Raw genomic sequence first — 22510 nt, 5'->3', positions numbered from 1 at the left:
CCGTCTTCTGCCGTCTTCACACCGCGGACGGTGAAGCGGACGGTGGTGAAGGAGCGGGCCACCGGCGCTCACGCCAGTCGCACGCTCCCCCCACACCCCGATGCGCCTCAGCGCACCGGGATCTCCAGCACCACCTTGGTGCCGCCGTTCGGGCCCGCCACCATGTCGAAGGTGCCGCCCAGCTCCCCGGTGGCCAGCGTCCGGACGATCTGCAGCCCGAGGTTGCCCGCCTGCTGCGGGTCGAAGCCCTCCGGCATGCCCTTGCCGTCGTCCTGCACGGTGATCAGCAGGTACTCCTCCGGCCGCGCCCCGCCGTTCCAACTGTCCGACCAGCCCATCCCGGTGGCCGGCGCCCGGCCGCGCAGCGCGCTGACCTCCAGGCTGCCGGAGGCGCTCGGCCCGAAGGCGTGCTCCAGCGCGTTCTGCAACAGCTCGGTGAGCACCATCGCCAGCGGGGTGGCCACCTCGGCCGAGAGGATGCCGAAGCTGCCGCTGCGCCGGGTCGCCACCCGGCCGTCCTGGGACAGCTCCACCACCATGGCCAGCACCCGGTCGGCGATCTCGTCGAAGGCCACCTTCTCGTCCAGGGCCTGGGAGAGCGTCTCGTGCACGATCGCGATCGAGCCGACCCGGCGGACCGCCTCGTCCAGCGCGGCCCGGCCGGCGTCCGAGTCCATCCGACGGGACTGCAGGCGCAGCAGCGCGGCGACCGTCTGCAGGTTGTTCTTCACCCGGTGGTGGATCTCCCGGATGGTGGCGTCCTTGGTCATCAGTTCTCGGTCGCGGCGGCGCAGTTCGGTGACGTCCCGGCAGAGCACCAGCGAACCCGTCAGGGTGCCCTTGGGTTTCAGCGGGATGGCCCGCAGGGTCACCACCCCGCCCTGGACCTCCACCTCGGTCTGCCGGGGCGCCCAGCCGCTCGCGAGCTTGACCAGTGCCTCGTGCACGGCCGCCCGGGAGGGCGGCACCAGTTCGGCGGTCGCCCGGCCCAGGTGGCTGCCGACCAGGTCGGCGGTGAGGCCGAGCCGGTGGTAGGCGGAGAGCGCGTTGGGGCTGGCGTAGGTGACCACGCCGTCCGCGTCGAGCCGGATCAGGCCGTCGCCGACCCGGGGCGCGGCGTCCATGTCGGTCTGTTCGACCCCGGGGTAGGGGAAGGTGCCGGCGGCGATCATCTGGGCCAGGTCGGAGGCGCTCTGCAGATAGGTGAGCTCCAGCCGGCTGGGGGTGCGGACGGTCAGCAGGTTGGTGTTGCGGGCGATCACCCCGAGCACCTTGCCCTCGCGCCGCACCGGGATGGACTCGACCCGGACCGGCACCTCCTCGCGCCACTCCGGGTCGCCCTCGCGCACGATCCGGCCCTCGTCGTAGGCGGCGTCCAGCAGGGGGCGGCGGCCGCGCGGGACGAGGTGGCCGACCATGTCGTCCTGGTAGGAGGTCGGACCGGTGTTGGGCCGCATCTGGGCGACCGAGACGTACCGGATGCCGTCCCAGGTGGGGATCCACAGGACCAGGTCGGCGAAAGACAGGTCGGAGAGCAGCTGCCACTCCGAGACCAGCATGTGCAGCCACTCCACATCGGCACCGGTCAGGGTGGTGTGGCGGCGGACGAGTTCGTTCAGCGAGGGCACAGGGTGAGCGTAGCTCCAGGGGCGCGCGGACGGCCCGGTCGCACCCCCGGCCGGCGGGTGCCGCGGCCGGGCCCCCAAGTTGTCCAGACCAATTTTCGGGTCGGCCTGGACAAGCCAGATTGGTCTAGTCCACAATGAAAGGGCACCAAGGAGAGGCCCACCGCGCAACTGCCCTGACCGCGCGAGGCCCCTCCTCGGTCGGACGCCGCCGAGCGAGGACCCCGCACAGTTCTCGGTCATACACGGCGCCCGACGACAGCTCCGGGCTGCGGTGCCGCATGGGTTGAGGGTCCCGTGTCGGCGCCGTGGCCCGTAGTGCTTTCCGGACTTCCCCGCCCCGAGGGGCGAAACGCCGAGACCCCCGTCCACAGGCTGTGGACGGGGGTCTCGGCGTTTTCCGCGTCAGTGGGTCTCGGTGACCTTGGCGAGGGCGCGGGGGGCGTCCGGGTCCTGGCCGCGGGCGATGGTGACCTCGTAGGCCAGCAGCTGCAGCGGCAGGATCTCCAGGATCGGCTGCACCTCCTCCGGCACGCCGGCCGGCAGCGCGAAGCCCGCCGAGGCGGACTCGACCTGCGCCTGCTGGCCGACCACGACCAGGTCCGCGCCACGGCCGCGCAGGCGGTCCAGCACCGGCTGCAGGGCCTCGCCGCCCTTGCCGTCCGGGACGATCGCGATGACCGGGGAGACGTTGTCGACCATGGCCAGCGGGCCGTGCAGCAGGTCGGCGCCGGAGAACGGGGAGGCCGGGATGTAGGTGGTCTCCATGAGCTTCAGCGCCGCCTCGCGGGCGGTCGGGTAGCCGTAGCCGCGCGAGGTGATGACCAGGCGCTGGGCGAAGCGGTAGCGCTCGGCCAGGGCCTTGACCTCGTCCTGGCGGGCCAGGATCCCGGTGGCCAGCTCCGGCAGGTCCTTGGCGGCCGCGCCGTCGCCGCCGCGCAGGCCCTCGATCAGCAGGTAGAGCGCGAGCAGCTCGGCGGTGTAGGTCTTGGTGGCCGGCAGCGCCTTCTCCGGGCCCGCCAGCACGTCGATGTGGAACTCGGAGACCTCGGCCAGCGGCGAGCCCGCGTTGTTGGTGACGGCCAGGGTGATGGCCCCGGCCTCGCGGGCCGCCTTGGTGGAGGCGACCAGGTCGGGCGAACCGCCCGACTGGCTGACGGTGATCACCAGCACGTCGGTGAGGTCCGGCTGGGCCCCGTACGCGGTGGTGGTGGACATCGAGGTGAGACCGGCCGGCTTGCCGAGCAGGATCTCGATCAGGTACTTGGCGTACAGCGCCGCGTTGTCCGAGGTGCCGCGCGCGGTCAGCAGGACGAAGCGCGGCTTGCGGGCGGCGATCTGCCCGGCGATCTCGAAGATCTTGGGGGCGCCCTCGTCGAGGATGCGCTGCAGGACGGCCGGCTGCTCGGCCATCTCCGCCGCCATGATCCGGCCAGGGACGGTCTGCGTGTCGGACATCGTGGGGTGCCTCCGATGAGATGGTTCCACCCCGCCCGGGCGGGAATGCCCGGCGGGGACCTCTACGGCGGCGAGTCCGCACACTCGCTCCGGTGATTGCTGCGGCAATCCTACGGGGGCCGCCCGGGTGCGGCACATCCGAGGACGTGGTCGCGCCGGGTCAGGCGGCCGCCGGGGGTGCCGCCGGGAGTGCGGAGCCCCTCCCGGCGGTGCGGGGAGGGGCTCCGGATCCGGGGCGGCGACTGCTCAGCCGGCCTTGTTGATCAGCTGGTCGATGGCGGCGTCCGCCTCCTTGGTGGCCTGGTCCACCGACTTGCCCTTGAGGACGGCGGTCAGCATGTCCGGCAGGATCTTCTGCTTCTCCACCAGGCCCCAGCCGGGGGCCAGCGGGGTGAACCAGGCGTCCGGCACCGCGTTGGCCGCGGCGGCGGTGGCGGGCTTGGTCTTCAGCGGGTTCAGCTGGGTGAGGTTGTTCGGCAGGATGTCCTTGTCCGCCAGCGCCTGCTCGGACTTGGTGCTGGTGAACATCCGGACCCAGTCGGTGGCCAGGGCCGCGGCGGGCGACTTCGCGGTGACGGCGAGCGCCGAGCCGCCGATGAAGGTCGGCAGCGGCTTGCCGCCCGGTCCGGGCATCGTGGCCACCTTGACGGCGTCCTTGAGGCCCGGGTCGCCGGTGACCGGCGCGGCGACGCTGGCGGCCTCGTAGCCGTTGCCGTAGAAGGTCGCCGCGTGGCCGCGGGCCATCGCCTCGTACTGGTTCTGCTCGTTGAGCGTCAGATCGCCCTTGTTGTACTTGCGCACCAGGTCGACGAAGTGGGTGATGCCCTGCTGCGACTTGGGGTCGTTGAGGGTGCCGTGCCAGTTGCCGCCGCTGTCGAAGCGGGCGATGGCGCCGCCGTACGCGGAGACGTAGCTCATCGCGGCGTACCAGTACGGGCCGGGCAGGTAGAGCGGCGAGTAGGTGCGGTCGGCCTTGTTCTTGTCGGCGATCCGGTCCAGGGCCGTGCGCAGCTCGTCCTCGGTCTTCGGGAAGTCGGCGCTGCCCGTCGCCTGCTGGAGGGCCGCCGAGTTGTAGATCGCGACCCGGGCGCCCGCGTAGTAGGGCACGCACCAGAGCTTGTCCTGGTAGGTGCAGGTGTTCGCGAGCGCCTTGATCCAGCTGTCGGCGTTGTCGAAGGTGTTCCGCTCGACCGGCGCCAGCGCGCCGGAGAGCACGTACTTCATGGTCTCGGTGTTGCCGAGCTCGACCACGTCCGGGGCGGTGCCGTCACCGAGCGCCTTGTCGAGCTTGGCGACCTTGTCGGCCCAACCCTGGTAGGCGAGCCGCAGGGTGACCTTCGGGTACTTGGCCGCGAACTCGTCGTTGACCCGCTGGACGAGGTCGGGCCAGCTCTTCTGGGCATCGTCCATCAACCAGACCGTGACGGTGCCGGTGGCGGACTGCGGGTCCGCCGAGGCCGACTTGCCATTGGAGGCCGGACCGCCCGACGAACAGGCCGTCAAACCCGCGGCCAGCGCCATGATGCCGACCGACGCCATGAACCGACGCTTTCCCACGCCATCCTCCGAGGTGTTTGAGCTGTGCCCGCCGGCAGCGTGCTGGCGCCCGACGGGACGGTGTCCGGGGAGGGCGGCGAAGAGCTTCGGGGTGGGCCAATACCACATCCGGTGAAATTGAAATTCGAACCGGATGGACTGGAGCCTGGCCTAGACCACTGCTGGTGTCAACGCCAAATGGCCTGGCAGGAAGGGCCGTTGCAGACCTGTTGTACCCCGTGGGCGATCAGTTGCGCGATGGTCACCCTAAGTAGGACTTAAGGGTGTCTTAAGACGGATTTGAGGGAACACCGTCAGGTCGGTCGAATCGGCAGGTCAACCTGCCCGCCGCGACCCCGGGGACGCCGACGGGCCCGCCATGCGCCATGCGCATGACGGGCCCGTCGGCGGGGTGCCTCGCGGCCCCCGGTGTCACGGTCCGGCGGGGACTCAGCCGATCGCCCCCGGCTGCCCGGTGAGCACCTCGACGGCGGCCAGGCCGCAGACCCGGGCCGCGCCGTGGGTGGCAATGTGCAGCGCGCCGACCGGCTCGGACTGCGGCAGGCCCATCTCGACCACCGCGGCGTCCGGCCGGGCCGCCACCAGGCGGGCCAGCGCGGCCGACATCCACTCGTGCCGGTGGACGTCCCGGACCACCAGCACCAGGCGGCGGTCCGCGGCCTCGGCCAGCACCTCGGCCACCAGCGCGTCCAGCACCTGCGGCGCGGCGGCCTCCGGGCCGACCTCACGGGTCCGGGTGCCCGGGAAGCGGTCGGCCAGCATGCCGGCCACGCCCCACGGGGTGACGTCGCCGACGGCGATGTTGGGCTCGGCGGAGAACGAGGCCACGTAGGGACGCTCGGTCACCGGCAGGACCTCCCGGCCCGGCGCCCGGACCACCCGCAGCGCCCGGCGGGCCGCCCGCAGGCCGACCGCGAGGTCCGCCTCCGGCCGCTCGCCCTGGGCCGCGATCCGGCCCCAGCTGCCCAGCGCGCGCACCCGGGCGGCCGCGTCGGCGAGCCGCTCCTCCGGGAGCCGGCCGGACTGCACGCCCGCCACGATGGCGTCCCGCAGCATCAGCACGGTGGCCTCGTCGGCCAGCCCGCCGCCCACGCAGATCGCGTCCGCGCCGGCCGCCAGGGCCAGCACGGTGCCCTCGCCCATGCCGAAGGTGTCGGCGATGGCGCCCATCTCGATCGCGTCGCTGACGATCAGGCCCTGGTAGCCCAGGCCGCCGTCCTGCGGGGCCGCGCGCAGCAGGTCGCGCAGCACGGTCGGGCTGAGCGTGGCGGGCAGCTTCGGGTCGAGCGCCGGGATCATGATGTGGGCCGTCATCACGGCCTTGGTCCCGGCGGCGATGGCGGCCTGGAACGGCACCAGGTCGCGGGCGCGCAGCACGTCCAGGTCGACGTCGATGACCGGCAGCCCGTGGTGCGAGTCGACGGCGGTGTCGCCGTGGCCCGGGAAGTGCTTGGAGCAGGCCGCGACGCCGGCCGACTGCAGGCCCTCGACCCAGGCGGCGGTGTGGCGGGCGCACAGCTCCGGGTCGGCGCCGAAGGAGCGGACGCCGATCACCGGGTTGCGCGGGTTGGAGTTGACGTCGGCGGTGGGCGCCCAGTTGTAGTTCACGCCGGCGGCGGCCAGGGCCCGGCCCAGCTCACGGGCGACGTCCCGGGTCAGCGCCGGGTCGTCGATCGCGCCGAGGGCGAGGTTGCCCGGCCAGGACGAGCCGGAGCCCGCCTCCAGCCGGGTGACGTCGCCGGACTCCTCGTCGATGGCGATCAGCAGGTCGGGGTTCTCGGCCCGCAGCGCGGCGGTGAGGGCGGCCAGCTGGCCGAGGTCGGCCACGTTGCGGTCGAACAGCGCGACCGAGCCGAGGCCGGCCGCGAGGTGCCGGCGCAGCCACTCCGGCGGCTCGGTGCCGACGAAGCCGGGCTGGAGCACGGTCAGCGCGTCACGGTGCAGCTGGTCGGAGGCCGGGAGGGTGGGAACGAGGATGCTCACGATGGGATCAGCCCTTCACGGCGCCGTCGGTGAGGCCACCGACCGCCTTGCGCTGCAGGAAGACGAACAGGATCAGCACCGGGAGGGCGAACAGCGTCGACGCCGCCATGGTGGCGCCCCAGTCGTTGCCGAAGGCGGTCTGGAACGAGGACAGCCACAGCGGCAGGGTCTGGCCGTCGGTCTTGTTGAGGATGAGGACGAGCGGGAACTCGTTCCACGCCGTGATGAAGCCGAACAGCGAGGTGGACATCAGGCCCGGCGCCAGCAGCGGGAAGATCACCTTCACGAAGGCCTGGGTGCGGGTGCAGCCGTCCACCATGGCCGACTCCTCCAGCTCCTTCGGGACCGCCGCGATGAAGCCGCGCAGGGTCCAGATGGTGAAGGGCAGCACCATCATCATGTAGAAGGCGGTGAGCGGGACGAGGCTGTTCAGCATCTCGTTGTCGCGGGAGACCAGGTAGACCGCGATGGTCATGACCTCCCAGGGCGCCATCTGCGCGGCCATGATGACCAGCACGAAGACCTTGCGGCCGCGGAAGCGCATCCGCGCGATGGCGAAGGACGCCAGCGTGGCGATCACCAGCGAGATCACCACCGCGAGGATGGTGACGATGAAGCTGTTGGCGGTGTACGTCCAGAACTTCGGCACGTTGACCGCGGTCCTGAAGTGCTCCAGGGTCGCGTCCAGCGGCACGAACACCGGCGTCTTGCTGATGATGTCCTTCGTCGGCTTGAAGGCCGTACTGATCATCCAGTAAACGGGGAACGCGAAGAAGACGAAGAGGACGACCGCGACGACGTTGGGCCAGGTACGTCCGATGAGCGAGCGCCTCACAGCTCGTCCTCCTGCTTGAGAATGATCCGGAAGTAGTACGCCATCAGGACGCCCAGGATCAGGATGGTGAGCACCGCGATCGCGGCACCGGTGCCGTAGTGCTGGCGGCCGGAGCCCTCCAGGAAGGCGTGGATCGGCAGGGTCCTGGTGAGCCCGTCGGGGCCGCCGGCCTTGATCGCGTAGATCTGGGTGAAGGCCTTGAAGATCCAGATGACCTCGAGGAAGGTCGTGGCCAGGAAGAACGGCTTGAGGTTGGGGAACATCACCGCGGTGAAGATCTTCACCGATCCGGCGCCGTCCATCCGGGCCGCCTCGTAGAGCTCCTTGGGGATGGTGGTCAGCGCGGCGTACATGTTGAACGCCACGAACGGGATCGAGCCCCAGACCAGCAGCAGGAGGATCACGAAGAAGGTCGAGTACTGGCTGCCGGTCCAGTTGTAGTCGGCCATCGAGTGCCAGCCCAGGGCGTCCAGGACCCAGTTGACGACGCCGAACCTGGTCTCGAACAGCCAGGTGTAGACCGTGGTCGAGGCGACCACCGGCATCGCCCAGGCGAACAGCAGGCCGATCGACAGCAGCAGTCGCATCTTCTTGCCGAGCCGGTTGAGCAGCAGGCCGACCAGCGCGCCGCCGACCATGATCAGGAAGACGTTCAGCACGGTGAAGGCGACCGAGCGGCCGGTGACGGCCCAGAACTGCTCGTCCTTGAGCTGCTCGGTGTAGTTCTCGAAGCCGTTCCACTCGGTCAGGTGCTGGACGAGCTGGCGCGCGTTCAGGTTCTGGAACGAGACCAGGACGGTCTTCAGCAGGGGCCAGCCCAGCAGGCCCAGGGTGGCCACGGTGGCGGGCAGGAGCAGCAGATACGGCGCGAACCGTGAGCCGAGGCCCGGCCCGTCCGCCCGTCTGGCGCTCTTCTTCGCGGTGCCGGCGCCGTTGCCACGGGCGGCGCTCGTCTCAATAGTGGCCACAGCAGCCTTCCCTGACTCCGGGGACTGTGTCTGCACCCGCTCCGAATGCACAGCCATCGTTCTCTCTTCCTGACAACCCGACCACGACGGACAGGCGTCGCCCACCGGCCCCCCGCCGGGGGCCGGTGAGCGACGCCGCTCGACTGCTACTGCTTGGCGTTGAGACGCTTGGCGATCTCGTCGTCCGCCTTCTTGGCGGCGGCGGCGTAGTCGCCGGTCAGGGCCGCGGTCAGGAACTCCTTGATCGGGTTCGGGTCGTTCTCGACACTCGCCCAGTTCGGGGTGGTCGGGGTGATGCCACCGACACCCGCGGCCAGCTTCGCGGCCGAGGCGAAGTCGCCGACGACCTTGTCGTTCAGCGAGGCCTTGTTCGGGATGAGGCCCGAGGCGGCGACCGCGCCCTCGTTCTTGTCGTTGAGGGCGACCTTCAGGAAGTCCTTGGCCATGTCGGTGTTCTTGCTGGCCGAGGCGACGGCCAGGTTCGAGCCGCCGAGGAACACGCCGGAGGGCTTGTCGGCGGTCTTGCCCGGGAGCGGGAAGAAGCCGATCTTGTCCTTGGCCATGGCCTTCTCGTCCGGGAGCTCCCAGCCGAGACCGATGATCGAGCCGACGTCACCCTTGCCGAAGACGTCCTTCTGCTGCGGCTTGGCCTCGTCCTTGTCCTTCGCACCCGTGGCCGAGTAGCTCTGGAGCTTCTTGTAGGTCTCGAAGGCCTTCTGCGCCTCGGGGGACGACAGACCGCCGGTCCACTTGTCGCCGTCCTTCTTCGCCAGCTTGCCGCCCTCGCTGGTGAGGAGACCGAAGTAGACGTACCACTCCTGGCCCGGCATGTAGATCGGGTCGGCGACGCCGTCGGTGGTCTTGAGCTTGTCCAGCGCGGTGTAGAACTCGTCCAGGGTCTTCGGGACGCTCAGACCGGCCTTCGCCCAGAGGTCCTTGTTGTAGGAGACGACGCGGTTGGTGACGTACCACGGGGCGGCGTACTGCTTGCCGTCCAGGATCGCCGACTCGCTCTGGTTGGCGGCCCAGTCGGCACCGCCGATGGCGGCCTTGTCCTTGGTGATGTCCAGCAGACCACCGGTGGCGGCGTAGCCCGCCGTCTGGGTGTTGCCGACCTCGAGGACGTCGACGGAACCCTCGGAGAGCGCGGCGGTGACCTTGGGGCCGATGCCGGTCCACTCCTGGATCTGGAAGTCGACCTTGGAGCCCGGGTAGGTGGACTCGAACTCGGCCTTCACCGAGTCCTCCCAGCCCTTGGGGGCCGAGCCGGTCATCAGCCACACCTTGAGCGTCTTGCCGTTGTAGTCCTTCTTGCCACCGGCCGCGGCGGACGAGCTGCCGGACGCGGAGTTGTTGCTGTCGTCCTTCTTGGCGTCCGAGCCACAGGCCGCGAGACCAACAACCATGGCCGCGACGCCGACCGCCGCGATGAGCTGACGCTTCACGCCATCCTCCTGAGGGATGCCTGGTTACCCCCGTCGGGTGGCAGCGGCATACCCACACGAGGTGGGAGGAATGGTGCCGCGGACTCCAGCGAACGGGTGGGGGGATTCATAGTGACCGGCCTAGTGGTGTAGACCAGATGCCTGGAGCTTGGCCTAGACCAATGGGCCTGTCAACGGCTGTTCGACCGATCAGGACCACCCGTTATCAAGCCGACACCGCACATCGTTCATCGCGTGATGAGGTATTCGTTCCGTAGCCATACATGCAACGATGTGAGCCGTTAATGAAGTGGCGAGGCCCCCCAGGGGCCCCGCGAGAAGCGGGAGACACGTCCGATGAGCAGCGACGGGGGCAGCACGGCCCAGGTCAACGACCCCCAGGTGAAGAGCCCCGCCGCCCAGGGCGGTACGGACCCGACCGCCAGGGTGCCGAAGTACTACGGCCTCAAGCGCCACCTGCTGCAGCTCACCGAGACCCAGCCCGCCGGTACCCCGGTACCGCCCGAACGGGCACTGGCGGCGCAGTTCGACACCTCGCGCACCACCGTCCGGCAGGCCCTCCAGGAGCTCGTCGTCGAGGGGCGGCTGGAGCGCATCCAGGGCAAGGGCACCTTCGTCGCCAAGCCCAAGGTGGCCCAGGCCCTCCAGCTGACCTCCTACACCGAGGACATGCGCGCCCAGGGGCTGGAGCCCACCTCCCGGCTGATCGAGATCGGCTACATCACCGCCGACGACCGGCTGGCCCCGCTGCTGGACATCAAGCCCGGCGGCCGGGTGCTGCGGATCGAGCGCCTGCGGCTGGCCAACGGCGACCCGATGGCCATCGAGGTGGCCCATCTGTCCGCCAAGCGCTTCCCGGCCCTGCGCCGCAACCTGGCCAAGCACAACTCCCTCTACACGGCCCTGCGCGAGGTCTACGGGGTGACCGTGGCCGAGGCCGAGGAGACCATCGAGACCACCCTGGCCGACCCGCGCGAGGCCGGACTGCTCGGCTCCGACCTCGGTCTGCCGATGCTCCAGTTGTCCCGGCACTCCTTCGACGCCGAGGGCGACCCGGTCGAGTGGGTCCGCTCGATCTACCGGGGCGACCGCTACAAGTTCATCACCCGCCTCCAGCGGCCCGAGCCGGCGTAGCGAACGCCCTCCCGCACCACCCCCACTGCTTCCGGGCCCCGGCGTACGCGCCGGGGCCCGTGGTGCGCCAGGGGCGCGCGGCAGGTCCGGATGGCGGGAATCTGCGCCGAATCCGGTGACATGGATCACGCAATGCTCTAGATTCCGCATCCATACTGACTGCCGATCACCAGTGGTGCTGCTCGGCGGGCCACGGGGCTGTGCGGTCCCCCGGGGCTGCGGCGCCGGCGAGGTGAGACCCTCCGGAGCGGAGCCGAACCATGTCGTCAGACCTTGACACCGACCGACCTGTCATGCCCGAGCCAGAAGAGCCACCGGGCCACGCCCTGCCGGTGGTGACCCCCGAGCGGGTGCTGGCCGTGCTCGCCCTGCTGGTGCCGATCGTCGCGATGCTCTGGGTGGGCTCGTACGACAAGCTCGGCCCCGAGGCGGGCGGCGTCCCCTTCTTCTACTGGTACCAGCTGCTCTGGGTGCCGGCCTCGGCCGTCTTCACGGTCGCGGCCTACCTGCTGATCAACCGCGACGAGAAGGCCCGCCGGGCCGCTCGCGCCGGGAAGGCGGGTGAGGTCCGATGAACGGGGTCAACGTGCCCGCGCTGACGGTCTTCGTCCTCTTCTTCCTGCTGGTCACCGTGATGGGCTTCCTGGCCTCCCGGTGGCGGCGGGCCGACAACGCCCACCACCTGGACGAATGGGGCCTGGGCGGACGCAGCTTCGGGACCTGGGTCACCTGGTTCCTGCTCGGCGGCGACCTCTACACCGCCTACACCTTCGTGGCCGTGCCCGCCGCGGTCTACGCGACCGGCGCGGCGGGCTTCTTCGCCGTCCCCTACACGATCATCGCCTACCCGTTGGTCTTCCTCTTCCTCCCCCGGCTCTGGTCGGTCTCCCGGGTGCACGGCTACGTCACCCCCGCCGACTTCGTGCGCGGACGGTACGGCTCCCGGCCGCTGTCGCTGATGGTCGCGCTGACCGGCATCCTCGCCACCATGCCGTACATCGCGCTCCAGCTGGTCGGCATCCAGGCGGTGCTGGACGTGCTGGGCGTCGGCGGCGGCGAGAACGCGAACTGGTTCGTCAAGGACCTGCCGCTGTTCATCGCCTTCGGGGTGCTCGCCGCCTACACCTACTCCTCCGGGCTGCGCGCGCCGGCGCTGATCGCCTTCGTCAAGGACGCCCTCGTCTATGTGGTGATCATCGTCGCGGTGATCTACATCCCGATCCGGCTCGGCGGCTACGGCCACATCTTCGACACGGTCGGCGAGAAGTTCGCCGCGCCCAAGTCCGGCGGCTCGCTGGCCGTGCCCGAGAACAAGCAGTGGACGTACGCGACGCTGGCGCTCGGCTCGGCGATGGCCCTGTTCATGTACCCGCACTCGGTCACCGGCGTGCTGGCCAGCAAGTCCCGCAACACCGTGCGCCGGAACATGGCGATCATGCCCGCCTACTCGCTGATGCTCGGCCTGCTGGCGCTGCTCGGCTTCATGGCGATCGCGGCCGGCGTCGGCAAGGGCGACAAGGGCTTCAACACCCAGCTCTCGGTGCCGCAGCTGTTCGAGAACATGTTCCCCGACTGGTTCACCGGCGTCGCCTTCGCCGCGATCGGGATCGGCGCGCTGGTGCCGGCCGCGATCATGTCCATCGCGGCGGCGAACCTGTTCACCCGCAACGTCTACAAGGAGTTCCTGCGGCCCACCGCCACCCCGGCCGACGAGACCCGGGTCGCCAAGCTGGTCTCGCTGCTGGTCAAGGTCGGCGCGCTGGTCTTCGTGCTCGGCATGGACAAGCAGGCGGCGATCAACCTCCAGCTGCTCGGCGGCCTGTGGATCCTGCAGACCTTCGTCTCCATCGTCGGCGGCCTGTTCACCCGCTGGTTCCACCACTGGGCGCTGCTCGCCGGCTGGGCGGCCGGCATGGTCTACGGCACCTGGAAGGCCTACGGGATCGCCAGCCCGAAGACCAAGCACTTCGGCGGGAACGCGGCCGAGATCCCCGGCATCGGCGAGATCGGCTACATCGGGCTCACCGCCTTCGTCCTCAACCTGCTGGTCGCGGTGGTGCTCACGCTGGTCCTGCGCGCTGTCAAGGCGCCCGACGGGCCGGACGAGACCCGGCCGGGCGACTACAGCGCCGAGAGCGGCGACGTGGAGCCGAAGAACGCGCCGGAGCCCGTGGCAGCGCACTGATACGTGCTGTGCGCGCCCTGTGTTCGCGCCGTCCCCTCCGTCAACACTGGAGGGGACGGCGCGATCATATGTATGAACGGCCGCGTGATTTGGGCACCACACCAGGGCACCAACCAGACCGGACCGACAGCCGGCCGGCAACTGATCGACCCACGGGGAGCGGCGGCAATGGCAGAACTCGGCACCACCCTCAACGGCCAGCACCACCACACCGACGGACGGCACCGGACGGCCGCCCCGCACCGGCCCGCCGGTGCCACCGCGGCCCCCGGCCTGTCCTCCGTCCCCTCCGTCCTGATCGCCACCCGCCACGGCGAGTCCACCGCCAACGTCGAGTTCCAGCACGCCGAGGCGGCCGGCGCGCTCAGTGTCCCGATCAGCTGCCGGGACGCGGACATCCCGCTCTCGATGCACGGCCAGCAGCAGGCGCAGGCCCTCGGCCGCTGGTGGGCCGGGCTGCCCAGCGCCGACCGGCCGCGCAGCGTCTGGTGCTCGCCGTACGTGCGCACCGCCGAGACCGCCCGGATCGCGCTCGCCCAGGCGGCCGGCCTCGGCGCCGTGCCGGTCTCGCTCGCCGTCCGCTACGACGAGCGGCTGCGCGACCGGGAACTCGGCGTGCTGGAGATGCTCCCCCGGGCCGCCATCGAGGCCGAGTACCCCGAGGAGGCGGCCCGGCGGCGGAAGATGGGCGAGCTGTACTACCGCCCGCCCGGCGGCGAGTCCTGGGCCGACGTGGCCCTGCGGGTGCGCAGCGTGCTGCGCGACGTCTGCGCCGAGGACGCCGGGCGGCCGGTCCTGCTGGTCGCGCACGACTGCACGGTGCTCATGCTCCGCTACGCGCTGGACCGGCTCTCCGAGGAGCAGCTGACCGCGCTGGAGCCGGTGCGCAACTGCTCCACCAGCCTCTGGCGCGCCGAGGCCGGCCGGCTTCGGCCGGAGCACTGGAACGGCACCGGGCACCTGGAGCACACGGACTGAACCGGCGGGCAGCGGCGCTCAGACCCGGACGGCGACCCTGGCGGCGGGCTCGGCGAAGCAGCGCCGGTAGGCCAGCGGCGTGGTGCCCAGCCGGCGGCCGAAGTGGTGCCGCAGGGTGGCCGCGTTGCCGAAGCCGCAGCGGGCGGCGATCGCGTCCACCGGCTCGCTGGTCGACTCCAGCAGCCGCTGGGCGAACAGCAGCCGCTGCCCGATCAGCCAGCGGTGCGGGGTGGTGCCGGTCTCCTGGTGGAAGCGCCGGGCGAAGGTGCGCGGCGACATGTGGACCCGGGCGGCCAGCTGCTCGACGGTCGACTCCTCGTCCAGGTGGTGGCGCATCCAGTCGAGCAGCGGGGCCAGCGAGTCGCCGTCCCCCTCCGGCAGCGGCCGGCAGACGAACTGCGCCTGCCCGCCCTCCCGGTGCGGGGCCACCACCATCCGGCGGGCGATGCCCCGGGCCACCTCGGCGCCCTGCACCCGGCGGACCAGGTGCAGACAGGCGTCGATGCCAGCCGCCGTTCCGGCGGAGGTGATCACCGGATCGTCGTCCACGTACAGGACGTCCGGCTCGACCGTGGTCCGCGGGTACCGGGCGGCCAGTTCGGCGCTGTACCGCCAGTGCGTGGTGGAGCGGCGGCCGTCCAGCAGTCCGGCGGCGCCGAGCACGAACGCGCCGCTGCAGATGGACAGCACCCGGGCGCCGCGGGCGTGGGCCGCCCGCAGTGCCTCCAGCAGCGGCTCCGGGTACTCCCGGCTGACGGTGGTGGCCGTGACCACCACCAGGTCGGCGGCGGCGAGCCGCTCGGGGCCGTGCGGCACGTCGATGGTGAAACCGGCGTGGGTGCGGTGCGGGCCGGGGCGGGCGCCGGCGATCGCGAAGTCGTAGCCGGGCAGTCCGTCCTCGGTCCGGTCGAGGCCGAACACCTCGCAGGCCACCCCGAGTTCGAAGGGGTGGACCTCTTCCATCACGACCGCGACCACGTTCTTGAGCATGCCGACAGGGTAGCCCCGGCGATGGCAGTTTTTCGATGCATTCGGGCATTCCTGCCACTCGTCCGGCACCGGCGCCGGCGGGAGAGTGGAGACATGGATTCCGACACGCTCGCCAGCGCACTGGCCCTGCTCGGGACGGTCGGCGGATTCGGCCTGCTCGGTGCCCTGATCGGACGCGAGGTGGCCGCGCAGAAGGCCACCGGACGCGACAACTGGCACCGTCAGGGGGGCTACCCCGTCGACCCCGCCCTGCCCGACCGGCTCTACGGCACCATGCCCGCCGCCTCGCTCCGCCCGTCCGCCGACCCCGCCACCGACCCCGTCCGCACCGCCGCCCCGACCACCGCCACCTCCCCCACCGGCGCCGATGCCGGGCCCCCGCTCACCGTCCTCCCCGGCGGCTCCGGCAGACTGGCCGAATGGACATCGTCATCCGCCCGGCCCGGCCCGAGGAGTTCGAGGAAGCCGGCCGCATAACCGTCGAGGCCTTCGTCGGCGACGGCCACACCGCACCCGACGGCGACTACGTCCACCGGCTGCGCGACGCGGCCCGCCGGGCCGAGGAGGCCGAACTCCTGGTCGCGGTCGACTCGGCCGCCGGCACCGTCCTCGGCTGCGTCACCTTCGCGGCCGGCGGCACCACCTGGGCGGACATCGCCACCCCCGAGGAGGGCGAGATCCGGATGCTGGCGACCGCGGCGGCCGCCCGCGGGCGCGGCGTCGGCGAGGCCCTGGTCCGCGCCGCGCTCGCCCGCAGCCGCGAACTCGGCCTGACCGGGATGGCGTTCTCCACCCAGCCGGCGATGACCACCGCCCACCGGATCTACGAGCGGGTCGGCTTCGGTCGCGACCCCGAGCGGGACTGGTCCCCGGTGCCGGGTATCGATCTGATGGTCTACAGCATGGCGTTCTGAGCGTCCGGCCGACGCCGACCGGCCGACTTCCGAGGCCGAGGTTGCGATCCACCATCGGGTATGACGATCGGATTTGGGCGCTGCTAGGATCCGCCGCATGACGACGGGGAACACGCCGGCTGGCTGGTACGACGATCCTTCCGGCCAGCCCAATACGGAACGCTGGTGGGACGGTTCCGCGTGGAGCGGCCGCACCCGGCCGAAGTCCGCGGCCGACGCCGCGACGGTGAGCTCCGGGACCGGCGGCGCCGCCGGTCAGGGCGCGCCGGGCGCGTTCGGTCCCGCCCCCTCGGTCTCCGCGACGCCCACGGTGGTCACGCCCGCCGCCGCGCCGGCCGCGCCGCAGCCGTTCACGCCGACCTCCGTCGTGTTCGAGACCGTCGAGCCCAACACCGGCCGCCGCAAGCTGCTGCTCGGCGTCGGCGCCGTGCTGCTCTCCGTGGTCATGGCCGGCGCCGGCTACGTCGTCGGCAACCGGACCGCCGACAAGGGCACCGCCAAGCAGGCCGGCGCCAGCGCGAGCCCGACCTCCACCGCCGACCCCAAGAGCCCCAACGGCTTCATGGGCGCCACCCTGACCGGCGGTCAGCAGTACCCCGGCGGGAAGCCGGTGACCGGCCAGGAGTCGAAGATGAACTTCCTGCTGCCGGCCGACTGGCAGGTCCAGAGCGACGCCAAGAACCCCACCGACGTGCGCTACGCGGTCTCCCCGTACGCCTGCGTCGGCCACGGCAGCGGTGCCTGCACCCGCGGCCTGGTGGTCCAGAACCTCCGGGTCTTCAACGGCGGCTGGGCCGACCCGAAGTCCATGGTCCTCGGCATGGGCCAGCTGCTCTACAACACCCGCTTCGGCTCCGACGCGCCCACGCCGCCCGAGCCGCTGAAGCAGTCCGCCGTCAAGATCCAGGGCATGGACGGCTACCTGGCGCTCTGGCACGTGCCGATGTCCAGCGGCTCCTCGACCCCCGACGCCTACTGCGGCGTCCTCGAGGTGACCCCGACGGCCGGCGCCACCACCGTGCCGGTGCTGCAGATCTGCCTCGACCAGGCCACCGAGGCCCCGGCCCTGACGCTGATGGACCAGATCGCCAACTCGGTGAAGATCACCCCCTGATTCGGAAACGTCCGGACGAACAGCGTCCGGACGATGTCCCCGCCCCCCGGTGACCCGTCACCGGGGGGTGCCCTTATGCTCACTAGCGGCCATCGGGCCCGTCGCCCACACGGCGGGCACCACGAACGCACCGGCCAGAACGAGGACAACCGAAGCCGCCCCGACCGCGGGACGGCCCACAACGGGGGATTGGGCTGGTGGACTCCACCGACGAACGGACGACGACCAGCGGCGGCCGGCGCGGACGAGGGCGCCACAGCAGGCTCCTCCCCGAGGCCCCGCACGAGCGGCGCGCGACCCGCAGCCAGTCCCGCAACGCCTCGGCCCGGCGCAACTACCTGGCCTGTGCCGAGGCCACCGGCCCGCTGCAGGACGGCGAGGGCGTCGACACCGTCCGCTACCGCGCCGTCTCCTCGCTCGGCGTCAAGGTCGTCCTGACCCTGCTGGTCGCCCTGAACGCGGTGGCCGGCCTGGTGTTCGTCGGCTGGCTGCTGCTGCCCTCGCACATACCCGGGCCGGGCGTCGGCTGGTCCCCGGACTGGCGGGTCAATGTCGCCCGGCTCTGCTTCTGCGCCGTGGTCACCGTCGAACTGGTGCGGCTCGTCCAGAACCTCGCGGTCTGGGTGTTCGCCTTCCGCGCCAAGGACCCGATACCCGTGACCGCCCGGCCCGGCCTCAAGGTCGCGGTGCTCACCACCATCGTGCCGTCCAAGGAGCCGATCGAGATCGTCGAGCAGACCCTCGCGGCCATGCTGGAGATCGAGTACGACGGCGAGGTCGACGTCTGGATCCTCGACGAGGGCGACGACGACCGGGTGAAGGCGATGGCCGCCCGGCTCGGCGTGCACCACTTCAGCCGCAAGGGCCGCCCCGAGTACAACCGGACCGAGGGCGAGTTCCGGGCGAAGACCAAGTCCGGCAACCACAACTCCTGGCGGGCCGAGCACGAGCACAAGTACGACGTGGTGGCCCAGATGGACCCGGACCACGTCCCCCTGCCGTGCTTCCTGGAACGCACCCTCGGTTACTTCCGCGACCCCGACACCGCCTTCGTGGTCGCCCCCCAGGTGTACGGCAACATGTACGACAACTGGGTCGCGCACGGCGCCTCCGTGCAGCAGTACCTCTTCTCCGGTCTGGTCGAGCGCGGCGGCAACGGCATGGACGCCCCGCTGCTGATCGGCACCAACCACCTCTACCGGCCCGCCGCCTGGCAGCAGATCGGCGGCTACCAGGACTCGATCATCGAGGACCACCTGACCAGCATGCGGGTGCAGGCCACCGAGAACCCGGCCACCGGACGCCGCTGGAAGGGCGTCTACACCCCCGACGTACTGGCCGTGGGCGAGGGCCCGACCTCCTGGACCGACTACTTCAACCAGCAGAAGCGCTGGGCGTTCGGCATCTGGGAGATCCTGCTGAAGACCCGGCTGCGCAAGGGCATCCGGCTGCGGACGCGCCAGCGGGTGCTGTACGGGCTGGTCCAGTTCTACTACCCCAGCGTGGCCGTGACCACCGTCCTGGGCAGCCTCGCCACCGCCGTCTACCTGGCCTGCGGGATCACCTCGATCCAGCTCGACACCGTGCTCTGGGCCTCGCTCTGGGGTACCAGCATGGGCAGCTGGTTCCTGCTCTGGCTCTGGCTGCGGCGCTTCAACCTGGCCGCCCACGAGCGGCGCGAGATCGGCATGGCCGGCATGGGCCTGGCCCTGTTCGCCGGACCGGTGTACCTCGCGGCCGCGATCGCCGCGCTGCTGCGCCGCCCGCTGGCCTACGCGGTGACCGCCAAGGGCGACCTGCGCAGTGCCGAGCGGCTGTCGACCTTCCGGCTGCACCTGCTGTGGGCCGCCGTCGCGGCCGGGCTGCTCGCCACGAGCTTCGCCCTGCACCACGGCATCTGGCTGCTGCGGTTCTGGGCGGGCGTCAGCATGTTCACCGGCATCGCGCCGCCGGTCATCTCCTTCGTCAGCGCGCGCCGGGTCGCCCGGGCCGAGCGCCGGGCCGCCGCCGGACTGCCCGCCCCGCGCCGCTCCGACGACGCCGGCGACCACGCCCTCGACGACGCGGACGACGCCGGCGACGAGGCCGAGCCCGTCGGACCGGACGAGGACGGAACAGCCGCGGGAGGCCCCGGGACGGGCCCCGAGCGGGAACTCGCGGAACTGCTGGAGCCGGCCCCGGCCGGCGGCGGCCGGAAGGGCGGTCGCTGATGCTGCGGATCACCGTGCCCAGGATCGTCGGCCTGCTCGCGCTCGCGCTGCTGGCCAGCTACGCCTTCGTGCTGGCGCCGAAGTACAACGCCCGCCACGCGCCCGAGCCGTACGCCTTCTCCGGCAAGGCGCCGACGGCGATGCCGGACTGGCTGGTCGCCGCCCTGGCGGCACCGGCCCCGACCGCCGCCGCGGCTCCCACCGACACCCCCGTCGCCACTCCCGTCGCCACTCCCGCCCCGACGGGCGGCGAGGACGCGGGCAGCCCCGCCCCGGCACCCGTCGAACCGGCCGCGGCCCCGTTCCCGGCACCCGGCGGCGCCTTCATGGGCCTCATGACCAAGGCCGGCCCCTACGACCTCGACCCGGTCGAGGAGTTCGCCACCGCCGTGAAGCACCGGCCGAACGTGCTGGAGTTCTCCGTCGGCTGGTGGGACAAGCGGTTCGACCGCCGGGTCTTCGACACCGTGGCCGAACGCGGCATCATGCCGATGGTCGCCTGGGAGCCCTGGGACTTCCACAAGGAGTCCAAGGTCGACAAGCTCCGCGGCGAACAGCCCGACTACGCGCTGAGCCGCATCATCGGCGGCGAGTTCGACCCCTACATCAAGCAGTGGGCGGAGGGCGTCAAGAGCCTCGGCTACCCGATCGCCCTGCGCTTCGCCCACGAGATGAACGGCTACTGGTACCCGTGGGCCGAGCAGGCCAACGGCAACCGCCGCGGCCAGTACGTGCAGGCCTGGAAGCACGTCCACGACCTCTTCCGGCAGGCCGGCGCCGACAAGGTGGTCTGGGTGTGGAGCCCGAACATCGACTACGAGAACGCCACCTCGCTGGACTCGCTCTACCCGGGTGACGACTACGTCGACTGGATCGGCCTGTCCGGCTACTACGGCACCGTCGGCCTGGAGAAGTACGCCTCCTTCGAGCAGATCTTCGAGCCGACGCTGAAGAAGCTGCGGACCTTCAGCCCGAAGCCCGTGGTGATCACCGAGACCGCCGCCACCGACAGCTCCGGCCAGAAGGCCCGCTGGATCACCGAGATGTTCGAGCAGTTGCCCCGGCACCCGGACATCATCGGCCTGATCTGGTACGAGGCGGTCAAGGAGGTCGACTGGCGGGTCACCGCGTCCACCGCGGCCAGCGCGGCGTACGCCGCCGGGGTCGCCGCGCCCCGGTACGCCGGGCAGTGGACCGTCCGCTCGCAGCCGCTGCTCACCGTGCCGCCGCCCACCACGCCGCCCGCCGCCACGCCCTCGGCGTCGGCCCCGGCGGTGCCCTCGCCGAGCGCCAAGCCGACCGGCGGGACCGGCACCAAGCCGTCCGGGTCCACCGCCCCGAGCCGGAAGCCGGCCACCACCAAGCCCCGGAGCTCCCCGTCGGGCGCCGCCGGATAGCCTCGACCGACCGCGGGCCCGTCCGCCCGCAGGAGGCCGCCGGGGCACCGGCCGGCCCGTACACCGAACACCAGTACCCCGTTGGGAGGCGAAGAGCATGGTCCGCCCGTTCCTGCCCGGCCCCGGGCGTCCCCGGCCGCGCGCCTGGTGGTGGCTCGCGCCCACCGCCCTCCTGGTGCTCTGCCTGTGCGCCGTGCTGATCCCGCGCGAGAGCGCCCCCTCGACCGCCGCCGTCGCCCCGCCCCCGCCGCCGCTGACCTCGGCGGAGCCGGGCGAACTGTGCTCCACCGCGCAGAACCGCTACCCCTCGCAGCCGGTGGACTCCGGGCGCTACGTCATCAATCCCAACGAGTGGAACGCCACCGGCGGCCTGTGCGTGCACGGCGGCAACGACAGCGCCGCCTTCGCCGTCACCCGCAGCGCCGTCGCCCGGGGCAACCTCACCGACCCGGCCCGCGGCCCCGGCGCCTACCCCCACATCAGCACCCCGCTCGGCAACGACGGCGTCAGCCCGCTGCCCATCGCCGTCGACAACCTGCGGTACGCGACCAGCACCTGGCGCACCACCCAGGTGGACGGCGGCGTCTGGAACGCCTCCTACGACCTCTGGTACAGCACCACCCGGGGCAGCTGCTCGTTCACCGAGAGCGCCGAGGTGATGATCTGGCTGCGCGGCAACGGCACCTCGCCGTTCGGCAAGCAGTCCGGTGAGCTGCGCAGCGGCGGCCAGGCCTACCGGGTGTACGAGGCGCCGAAGAAGAGCAGCCACACCCTGATCACCTACGAGGCGGCCTCCGCCACCAATGTCGTCACCGACCTCGACCTGCGCGCCTTCACCCGCGACGCGGTCCAGCGCGGCTACGTGCCGGCCGGCTCGTACCTGTGCGCCGTCCAGGCCGGCTTCGAGATCTGGGAGGGCGGCGCGGGCCTCGGCACCGACGTGTTCTCGTTCGAGGTCGCCGCGGGCCGCCCGAGCGGCGCGGTCACCTCCGCGGTGCCCGGCTACTGCCTGGACAGCCGGGTGGCCGGCGACCCGGCCGCGGTCGGCGCCGCCACCTGCGACGGCTCCCCGGCGCAGAGCTGGACCATGGGCGAGGACGGCTCGGTCGGCCAGGCCGGACGCTGTCTGGAGGACCCGGACCTCGGGTTCCCGGTCCTCACCGGCTGCACCCGCAGACCCGACCAGCGGTGGCGCGCCACCGACGGCGGGCAGCTGATCAACGAGGACTCCGGGAAGTGTCTGGAGAACCCCGCGACCGGCCCCACGGGCACCGGGAACGGCCCCCAGGTGCGGATGCGGCTGTGCGCCACCAAGCCCGCCCAGGAGTGGCACAGGCCGCTCTGAGGGGCGCCGAAAGCCCCCGCAGCCTATCGCAACCGACCCGCGACACGCAGCCTCGCGACACTACATGTGGGGCTTCGTCGGACGAGCGCCACTAGATGTATGCTCACTCCTGCTGTCGAAGCAGGGGAACCCGGTGCGAATCCGGGACTGCCCCGCAGCGGTGTGCGGCCGCCTCCCCAGGGAGCCCGCGAGTCCGAGTACCTGCCGACGGCGTGCCGGCGCCTCCCCGCAGAGGCCATGCGCACCAGCACCATTTCCGGGCCTCGCGGGCGGGCCGGGGACGAATCGCGCGCGACGCCCACGGGCCCGCGCGGCGTACTCCCCTGCCCGAACGGCCCGGCCCCCGATCCACCGCCGTCGACCGCCGCCAGG

At 71.6% G+C, this 22510-nt stretch carries 18 protein-coding genes and 1 riboswitch; of the genes, 10 read left to right on the top strand and 8 right to left on the bottom strand.

Going from position 1 to position 22510, the window contains the following annotated elements; all coding sequences use genetic code 11:
- Positions 1 to 107: 107 nt before the first annotated feature.
- From VR45_RS08920 to VR45_RS08890, 7 genes are all read right to left on the bottom strand, one after another.
- Complete coding sequence (locus VR45_RS08920; RefSeq protein WP_234325888.1) at positions 108 to 1628, bottom strand: PAS domain-containing sensor histidine kinase; 1521 nt, start codon at positions 1626 to 1628, stop codon at positions 108 to 110.
- 402 nt (positions 1629 to 2030) lie between these two features.
- Positions 2031 to 3083 carry an SIS domain-containing protein gene (locus tag VR45_RS08915; protein WP_045939123.1) on the bottom strand — a complete coding sequence of 351 codons (1053 nt, stop codon included), beginning with the start codon at positions 3081 to 3083 and terminating at the stop codon, positions 2031 to 2033.
- A 246-nt stretch (positions 3084 to 3329) separates the two neighbouring features.
- Positions 3330 to 4622: an extracellular solute-binding protein gene (locus VR45_RS08910; protein ID WP_045939122.1), complete on the bottom strand. Its 1293-nt coding sequence runs from the start codon at positions 4620 to 4622 to the stop codon at positions 3330 to 3332.
- Positions 4623 to 5069: 447 nt separating this feature from the next.
- On the bottom strand, positions 5070 to 6623 hold the full coding sequence (locus VR45_RS08905; RefSeq protein WP_045939121.1) for a glycoside hydrolase family 3 protein: 1554 nt from the start codon (positions 6621 to 6623) through the stop codon (positions 5070 to 5072).
- 7 nt (positions 6624 to 6630) lie between these two features.
- A complete protein-coding gene (locus VR45_RS08900) occupies positions 6631 to 7458 on the bottom strand; it encodes a carbohydrate ABC transporter permease (RefSeq protein ID WP_045939120.1) in 828 nt (275 codons plus the stop codon).
- The gene (locus VR45_RS08895) at positions 7455 to 8483 is read right to left on the bottom strand and encodes a sugar ABC transporter permease (RefSeq protein ID WP_045939119.1); all 1029 of its coding nucleotides are present in this window, start codon (positions 8481 to 8483) and stop codon (positions 7455 to 7457) included. The genes VR45_RS08900 and VR45_RS08895 overlap by 4 nt, the downstream gene beginning before the upstream one ends.
- Before the next feature lie 89 nt (positions 8484 to 8572).
- Entirely contained in the window at positions 8573 to 9871 is a 1299-nt protein-coding gene (locus VR45_RS08890; protein ID WP_045939118.1) for an extracellular solute-binding protein, read from the bottom strand.
- A gap of 336 nt (positions 9872 to 10207) precedes the next feature.
- Between VR45_RS08890 and VR45_RS08885 the strand changes: the two genes are divergently transcribed.
- From VR45_RS08885 to VR45_RS08870, 4 genes are all read left to right on the top strand, one after another.
- Positions 10208 to 11005 carry a GntR family transcriptional regulator gene (locus VR45_RS08885; RefSeq protein WP_030392873.1) on the top strand — a complete coding sequence of 266 codons (798 nt, stop codon included), beginning with the start codon at positions 10208 to 10210 and terminating at the stop codon, positions 11003 to 11005.
- 293 nt (positions 11006 to 11298) lie between these two features.
- Positions 11299 to 11580: a DUF3311 domain-containing protein gene (locus VR45_RS08880; RefSeq protein ID WP_078896340.1), complete on the top strand. Its 282-nt coding sequence runs from the start codon at positions 11299 to 11301 to the stop codon at positions 11578 to 11580.
- The gene (locus tag VR45_RS08875; protein WP_045939116.1) at positions 11577 to 13190 is read left to right on the top strand and encodes a monocarboxylate uptake permease MctP; all 1614 of its coding nucleotides are present in this window, start codon (positions 11577 to 11579) and stop codon (positions 13188 to 13190) included. The genes VR45_RS08880 and VR45_RS08875 overlap by 4 nt, the downstream gene beginning before the upstream one ends.
- A gap of 168 nt (positions 13191 to 13358) precedes the next feature.
- Positions 13359 to 14168, top strand: coding sequence for a histidine phosphatase family protein (locus VR45_RS08870; RefSeq protein ID WP_107084139.1), 810 nt, complete (start codon positions 13359 to 13361; stop codon positions 14166 to 14168).
- Between the two features lie 18 nt (positions 14169 to 14186).
- On the opposite strand, the gene VR45_RS08865 is transcribed toward VR45_RS08870, so the two are convergent.
- Complete coding sequence (locus VR45_RS08865) at positions 14187 to 15158, bottom strand: helix-turn-helix domain-containing protein (protein ID WP_045939115.1); 972 nt, start codon at positions 15156 to 15158, stop codon at positions 14187 to 14189.
- Positions 15159 to 15251: 93 nt separating this feature from the next.
- Here VR45_RS08865 and VR45_RS08860 point away from each other — a divergent pair, with 93 nt between their 5' ends.
- The 6 genes from VR45_RS08860 to VR45_RS08835 all read left to right on the top strand — a co-directional run bounded on the left by VR45_RS08860 (position 15252) and on the right by VR45_RS08835 (position 22138).
- The gene (locus tag VR45_RS08860; RefSeq protein WP_045939114.1) at positions 15252 to 15635 is read left to right on the top strand and encodes a hypothetical protein; all 384 of its coding nucleotides are present in this window, start codon (positions 15252 to 15254) and stop codon (positions 15633 to 15635) included.
- Positions 15578 to 16072 carry a GNAT family N-acetyltransferase gene (locus VR45_RS08855; RefSeq protein WP_045939113.1) on the top strand — a complete coding sequence of 165 codons (495 nt, stop codon included), beginning with the start codon at positions 15578 to 15580 and terminating at the stop codon, positions 16070 to 16072. The genes VR45_RS08860 and VR45_RS08855 overlap by 58 nt, the downstream gene beginning before the upstream one ends.
- 97 nt (positions 16073 to 16169) lie before the next feature.
- Positions 16170 to 17186, top strand: a complete 1017-nt coding sequence (locus VR45_RS08850) for a DUF2510 domain-containing protein (protein ID WP_045939112.1) — start codon at positions 16170 to 16172, stop codon at positions 17184 to 17186.
- Positions 17187 to 17383: 197 nt separating this feature from the next.
- On the top strand, positions 17384 to 19396 hold the full coding sequence (locus tag VR45_RS08845) for a glycosyltransferase family 2 protein (RefSeq protein ID WP_052708944.1): 2013 nt from the start codon (positions 17384 to 17386) through the stop codon (positions 19394 to 19396).
- On the top strand, positions 19396 to 20793 hold the full coding sequence (locus VR45_RS08840; protein WP_052708943.1) for a glycosyl hydrolase: 1398 nt from the start codon (positions 19396 to 19398) through the stop codon (positions 20791 to 20793). The genes VR45_RS08845 and VR45_RS08840 overlap by 1 nt, the downstream gene beginning before the upstream one ends.
- Before the next feature lie 97 nt (positions 20794 to 20890).
- Positions 20891 to 22138, top strand: a complete 1248-nt coding sequence (locus tag VR45_RS08835; protein WP_045939111.1) for a ricin-type beta-trefoil lectin domain protein — start codon at positions 20891 to 20893, stop codon at positions 22136 to 22138.
- Between the two features lie 61 nt (positions 22139 to 22199).
- A riboswitch (cobalamin riboswitch) is annotated at positions 22200 to 22362 on the top strand.
- The last annotated feature ends 148 nt before the right edge of the window (positions 22363 to 22510 follow it).

It is taken from the genome of Streptomyces sp. NRRL S-495 (assembly GCF_000966955.1).
Taxonomy (GTDB): Bacteria; Actinomycetota; Actinomycetes; order Streptomycetales; family Streptomycetaceae; genus Kitasatospora; species Kitasatospora purpeofusca.
Note: the sequence above shows the minus strand (reverse complement) of the source record. Positions and strands in the feature narration are given on the sequence as shown.

Excerpts from the sequence above, each read along its gene's own strand:
- VR45_RS08860 (WP_045939114.1), top strand. The coding sequence starts at position 15,252 with ATGGATTCCGACACGCTCGCCAGCGCACTGGCCCTGCTCGGGACGGTC.
- VR45_RS08865 (WP_045939115.1), bottom strand. The coding sequence starts at position 15,158 with ATGCTCAAGAACGTGGTCGCGGTCGTGATGGAAGAGGTCCACCCCTTC.
- VR45_RS08880 (WP_078896340.1), top strand. The coding sequence starts at position 11,299 with ATGCCCGAGCCAGAAGAGCCACCGGGCCACGCCCTGCCGGTGGTGACC.
- VR45_RS08875 (WP_045939116.1), top strand. The coding sequence starts at position 11,577 with ATGAACGGGGTCAACGTGCCCGCGCTGACGGTCTTCGTCCTCTTCTTC.
- VR45_RS08855 (WP_045939113.1), top strand. The coding sequence starts at position 15,578 with ATGGACATCGTCATCCGCCCGGCCCGGCCCGAGGAGTTCGAGGAAGCC.
- VR45_RS08840 (WP_052708943.1), top strand. The coding sequence starts at position 19,396 with ATGCTGCGGATCACCGTGCCCAGGATCGTCGGCCTGCTCGCGCTCGCG.
- VR45_RS08850 (WP_045939112.1), top strand. The coding sequence starts at position 16,170 with ATGACGACGGGGAACACGCCGGCTGGCTGGTACGACGATCCTTCCGGC.
- VR45_RS08835 (WP_045939111.1), top strand. The coding sequence starts at position 20,891 with ATGGTCCGCCCGTTCCTGCCCGGCCCCGGGCGTCCCCGGCCGCGCGCC.
- VR45_RS08910 (WP_045939122.1), bottom strand. The coding sequence starts at position 4,622 with ATGGCGTCGGTCGGCATCATGGCGCTGGCCGCGGGTTTGACGGCCTGT.
- VR45_RS08895 (WP_045939119.1), bottom strand. The coding sequence starts at position 8,483 with ATGGCTGTGCATTCGGAGCGGGTGCAGACACAGTCCCCGGAGTCAGGG.
- VR45_RS08885 (WP_030392873.1), top strand. The coding sequence starts at position 10,208 with ATGAGCAGCGACGGGGGCAGCACGGCCCAGGTCAACGACCCCCAGGTG.
- VR45_RS08870 (WP_107084139.1), top strand. The coding sequence starts at position 13,359 with ATGGCAGAACTCGGCACCACCCTCAACGGCCAGCACCACCACACCGAC.
- VR45_RS08915 (WP_045939123.1), bottom strand. The coding sequence starts at position 3,083 with ATGTCCGACACGCAGACCGTCCCTGGCCGGATCATGGCGGCGGAGATG.